Origin of the sequence: Streptomyces sp. NPDC002265 (assembly GCF_040296125.1) — a bacterium.
GTDB lineage: Bacteria > Actinomycetota > Actinomycetes > Streptomycetales > Streptomycetaceae > Streptomyces.
In genome coordinates this window covers 1-4,526 of the sequence record NZ_JBEOWS010000532.1, presented here as the reverse complement: position 1 = coordinate 4,526, position 4,526 = coordinate 1, and the positions used below count along the sequence as shown (strand labels likewise).

Here is a 4,526-nt window from a genome sequence, read left to right as displayed (position 1 = left end):
AGCTTCATCCGGCGCCAGAGCAGGAAGGTGGGCAGGGGGGAGAGCAGCCAGCGGGTGAGGCGGACGCCTTCCATGTGCTTGTCGGCGGTGATGTCCGCGATCCGGCCGATGGCGTGCCGGGCGGCCTCGACCGCGACGACGAACAGGATCGGGATCACCGCGTGCATGCCGGTGCCCAGCGGGTCCGGCCAGGCGGCGGCGCCGTTGAAGGCGATGGTCGCCGCGGTCAGCAGCCACGCGGTCTGGCGCAGCAGCGGGAACGGGATGCGGATCCAGGTCAGCAGCAGGTCGAGGGCGAGCAGGACACAGATGCCCGCGTCGATGCCGATCGGGAAGACATAGGAGAAGTTCCCGAAGCCCTTCTTGATCGCCAGCTCGCGCACCGCGGCGTACGAACCGGCGAAGCCGATACCGGCGATGATCAAGGCGCCCGTCACGACCACGCCTATGAGAACGCGGTGCATCCGAGTCAGCTGGATTGGCGCGGCCACCCGTACGTCCTTCCCCTTGCGTGTTGTTGCGCGCAACAGAGTGGCACATGTGTACGGCGGACGCGTTGCCGGTGGGTCAGGAGCCCGGCTCCGAATGAGCCGGGCTTCCGCAAAATGCCTGAACGAGCCCGGATTTGACCGGGGGTGTGACAGTCAGCTCTTCTTCGACGCTGACGTGGACGGGGACGCGCTCGCGGCCTTGGACGGCGACGACGACGGCGACTTCGACGCCGTCTTCGACGGCGAGGGACTCGTCGTGCCCGCGCCGCCGCCCGTCTTGCCGACGGAGCCGGAGCCGGTGTCGACGCCGTTCGCCGACGCCACGGCCGCCGTCGCCTCCTTCGCCGCCTTCTGCGCGGCCTTCACCAGGTCGTCGGCGTTCGGGGTCTTCTCGCCGGCCAGGCCCGCGCCGTTGTAGTCCAGCGTCACGACCACGTTCGCCACCCGGGTCACGACCGTCTGCTGCTTGAAGGCGCCTTCCTTCTTCTTCAGGTCGTAGCGCACGGTCGTCGCCTCGTCACCCGTGTCGGCCAGCGGCTGCGCCGCCGCGTTCTTCGCCTCCGGCACCGCACGGGCGTCCTGCACCTGCTTGGCGTAGAACACCTGCGCCTGCTTCTCGCCGCTGCCGCGCGCGGCGTCGGAGTCGAACCGCAGCAGGGAGACGTTCAGCCAGCGGAACTGCGAACCCTTCACGCCCTTGTTCTCCAGGCTGCTCCAGGAGCAGCTGGCACGCGAGGCCGCGTCGTCCGAAGCGCCCTCCTTGGCCGACTTCGCACCCTTGGGCACCAGTTCGGTCAGCGTCTTCGCCGAAAGCACCCCGCACGCCTTCGGCAGCTTCCCGAACGCCGCGGCCTGGACCGTCCGGGACGCGCTCGCCGAGGGGTCCGCACCGCCCCCGGAACCCTGCTGCGTGCTGTCGCCGGAGCCGGAAGCGGATCCGGAGTCGGAGCCGGAGTCCGAGGAGCAGCCCGCCGCGACCAGGATCACGGGGACCGCCGCCGCACCCACAAGGGCAAGGCGAAGGCGCTTCACTCGCCGGACTCGCTGCTCGTACTGGCCGTCTCGCTGGGCTCGTCGCTGCATGCTTCCTTCACTCATGACGCTCGTGGTTCCTGCGGTCGGATCGGGTCCGAGGGGCCACGGTACGCGGTGAGGAAGCGGCCGGGTCGTGCTTCGTCCGGTTTGCGGACAGCACCGGCCGGGTCCCGAAGTGCCCTCAGCCGGGCAGCGAGTCGGCCAGCTGCGCGGCCAGTTTCCGTGCTCTGTCCTGCATTTCTGCGCTGTCCGGGACGACCCCGACCATCGCCGGCTGCTCCTCGTACACGACCGTCACGATGACGTTCGACGTGCGGAACGCCACAGTCACCGTGCGCTGTTTGGCCGTCGAACCGGAGCTGCTGAGCGCGTCGTCGAGGTACGCCTCGTCGCCGAGACCGTCGAGAACCCGGGGCTGGAGGTCGGCCGGAGCGGCGGAGGACGAGGCGGACGGCGAGGCGGAGCCCGAGGGGGACGCCGAGGACGAGGAGGAGGACGAGGAAGGCGACGACGACGGCGCCGAGGTCGCGCCCGCGCTCGGGTCGGCGGACCCGCCCGCGGCCCCGGTCTGGGCGCTCCCGGAACTGGAGGCGGCCGGCTCCGGAAGGTCGGCCGCCGTCACCTTCGTGGCGAAGAGCTGCTCGGCCTGGCTGTCGTCGCTCACCGTGTTGTCGTACGACACCACCCGCTCGAAGTCGACGGAGAGGTGGTCGGTCGCGTCCGGAGAATCGATCTTCCAACGGCAGCCGACCTTGCGGTCGTTGTCGTACGTCAGGGTCGCCTGGCCCTGGTAGGCGGTGTCCCGCTGCGCCTCGTCCGTGATCTGCGCGATGCCGGGGAGCAGGGAGTCGAGGGTGCTCTGGCCGACCGCGCCGCACGGCTCAGGGAGCGTGCGGTACTTGCCGGGCTGGGCCGCGGCGGTCACCGCGCCGGCCTCCCCCGGGTTGGAGTTGTCGGTGCTGTCGCCCTCGCCGGAGCTACCGGTGCAGCCGGCCAGCACTGCCGCGAGGAGCGCGGCGACGCCGGGTACGTACGCCTTCCGCTGCACGGTGAGGCTCCCTTCGACGGTTTCTCGGTGGGTGTCGGTCCCGGGGACGGTCCCGGGCCTGCCAGTGTCCCCACTGGTTATTCGCTTGCCGCACGGGGGCGGTCCCTGGAGACAATGTGTATCGCACGCACTGCCGTGGACGCCGGTCCGTTGTCCCATACGTCGACCTTGGCGCCGGTTTTGCGATTTCAGGCTTTTCTTTTGATTCCGGGGGAATGAGGACGATATGTCGTACGTGGAGATGTCGGGCGCGAAGGTTCCGATCCGTATGTGGGCCGACCCCGCGGCGGTCGAGGACGTGGCCATGCGCCAGCTCCAGAACGTCGCGACCCTGCCCTGGATCAAGGGCCTGGCCGTGATGCCGGACGTGCACTTCGGCAAGGGTGCGACGGTCGGCTCGGTCATCGCCATGCAGGGCGCGGTCTGCCCCGCTGCGGTGGGTGTCGACATCGGCTGCGGGATGTCGGCGGTCCGTACCTCGCTGACGGAGAACGACCTGCCCGGCGACCTGTCCCGGCTGCGCTCGAAGATCGAGCAGGCGATCCCGGTGGGACGCGGCATGCATGACGACCCCGTCGACCCGGGCGGCTTCCACGGCCTGGCGACCGCGGGGTGGGACGACTTCTGGGGCCGGTTCGACGGGATCGCGGATGCGGTCAAGTTCCGGCAGGAACGCGCCACGAAGCAGATGGGAACGCTCGGCAGCGGAAACCACTTCGTAGAAGTTTGCGTGGACACATCCGGTTCGGTGTGGCTCATGCTGCACTCCGGTTCCCGCAACATCGGCAAGGAACTGGCCGAGTTCCACATCGGGGTGGCCCAGAAGCTCCCGCACAACCAGGGGCTGATCGACCGCGACCTCGCCGTCTTCGTCTCCGACACCCCGCAGATGGCGGCCTACCGCAACGACCTGTTCTGGGCGCAGGAGTACGCGAAGTACAACCGCACGCTCATGATGGCGCTCCTGAAGGACGTCGTCCGCAAGGAGTTCAGGAAGGCGAAGCCGACCTTCGAGCCGGAGATCAGCGCACACCACAACTACGTGGCCGAGGAGCGCTACGAGGGCATGGACCTGCTCGTGACCCGCAAGGGCGCGATCCGGGCCGGCTCCGGCGAGTACGGGATCATCCCGGGCTCCATGGGCACGGGTTCGTACATCGTCAAGGGCCTCGGCAACGAGAAGGCGTTCAACTCGGCCTCGCACGGCGCGGGTCGGCGGATGAGCCGCAACGCGGCCAAGCGGCGCTTCTCGACCAAGGACCTGGAGGAGCAGACGCGGGGCGTGGAGTGCCGCAAGGACTCCGGTGTCGTGGACGAGATCCCCGGTGCCTACAAGCCGATCGAGCAGGTCATCGACCAGCAGCGCGACCTCGTCGAGGTCGTGGCGAAGCTGAAGCAGGTCGTCTGCGTCAAGGGCTGAGCCACCCGGAACCGGGGGCGCGGGGAACCCGGGGCCGCGGGGAACCGGAGACGGTGTCGGACCTGTCTTTTGCTGCGGGTCGGACCGCCGGTCCGACCCGCAGGTCCGACGCATCGATACGGGGGGAATCACGATGAGGCGTCAGCGCATACGTGCCGCGGCCGGGGCCGCCGGTCTGGTTCTGGTCGCGGGGGTCGTGCTCGCGGGCTGCTCGCAGAGCTACGACGACCGGCGGGGCAAGGGGGACGCCCCGGTGAAGGGCAAGGCGGGCGACGACACCCCGGCCGAGGTCTTCAACATGCCGGACGGCTTCGGGAACCTCGCCACCAAGTGCGTCGGGCACGGCTTCCGCGCCTATGTCACGACCAACGGCGGCGGTCCGTCGAACGTGCAGATAGTGCCGGACAAGACGTGCGCCTCCTGAGCCGGCGCCCCGGGCGCGCCGCCGCCGGCTGCGGCGCGCTGCTGCTCGTCGCGCTGCTCGGCGGCTGTTCGCAGAGCTACGACGACCAGCGGGGCAAGGGGGACGCCC

5 protein-coding genes are annotated in these 4,526 nt (G+C 69.8%); 2 read left to right on the top strand and 3 right to left on the bottom strand.

The window, feature by feature from the left end:
• The 3 genes from ABT085_RS44185 to ABT085_RS44175 form a co-directional block, all read right to left on the bottom strand.
• The coding region (locus ABT085_RS44185; RefSeq protein WP_351622236.1) for a DUF2637 domain-containing protein at nucleotides 1–491 on the bottom strand (491 nt) is incomplete at its 3' end.
• Between the two features lie 153 nt (nucleotides 492–644).
• On the bottom strand, nucleotides 645–1,589 hold the full coding sequence (locus ABT085_RS44180) for a DUF3558 domain-containing protein (protein ID WP_351622233.1): 945 nt from the start codon (nucleotides 1,587–1,589) through the stop codon (nucleotides 645–647).
• 118 nt (nucleotides 1,590–1,707) lie between these two features.
• Nucleotides 1,708–2,574, bottom strand: coding sequence for a DUF3558 domain-containing protein (locus ABT085_RS44175; RefSeq protein WP_351622230.1), 867 nt, complete (start codon nucleotides 2,572–2,574; stop codon nucleotides 1,708–1,710).
• A 226-nt stretch (nucleotides 2,575–2,800) separates the two neighbouring features.
• Here ABT085_RS44175 and ABT085_RS44170 point away from each other — a divergent pair, with 226 nt between their 5' ends.
• Together ABT085_RS44170 and ABT085_RS44165 are read left to right on the top strand one after the other, a co-directional pair.
• Nucleotides 2,801–3,994: an RtcB family protein gene (locus ABT085_RS44170; RefSeq protein WP_351622227.1), complete on the top strand. Its 1,194-nt coding sequence runs from the start codon at nucleotides 2,801–2,803 to the stop codon at nucleotides 3,992–3,994.
• A gap of 133 nt (nucleotides 3,995–4,127) precedes the next feature.
• The gene (locus ABT085_RS44165; RefSeq protein ID WP_351622224.1) at nucleotides 4,128–4,418 is read left to right on the top strand and encodes a hypothetical protein; all 291 of its coding nucleotides are present in this window, start codon (nucleotides 4,128–4,130) and stop codon (nucleotides 4,416–4,418) included.
• Nucleotides 4,419–4,526 lie beyond the last annotated feature (108 nt).

Excerpts from the sequence above, each read along its gene's own strand:
- ABT085_RS44180 (WP_351622233.1), bottom strand. The coding sequence starts at position 1,589 with ATGAGTGAAGGAAGCATGCAGCGACGAGCCCAGCGAGACGGCCAGTAC.
- ABT085_RS44170 (WP_351622227.1), top strand. The coding sequence starts at position 2,801 with ATGTCGTACGTGGAGATGTCGGGCGCGAAGGTTCCGATCCGTATGTGG.
- ABT085_RS44165 (WP_351622224.1), top strand. The coding sequence starts at position 4,128 with ATGAGGCGTCAGCGCATACGTGCCGCGGCCGGGGCCGCCGGTCTGGTT.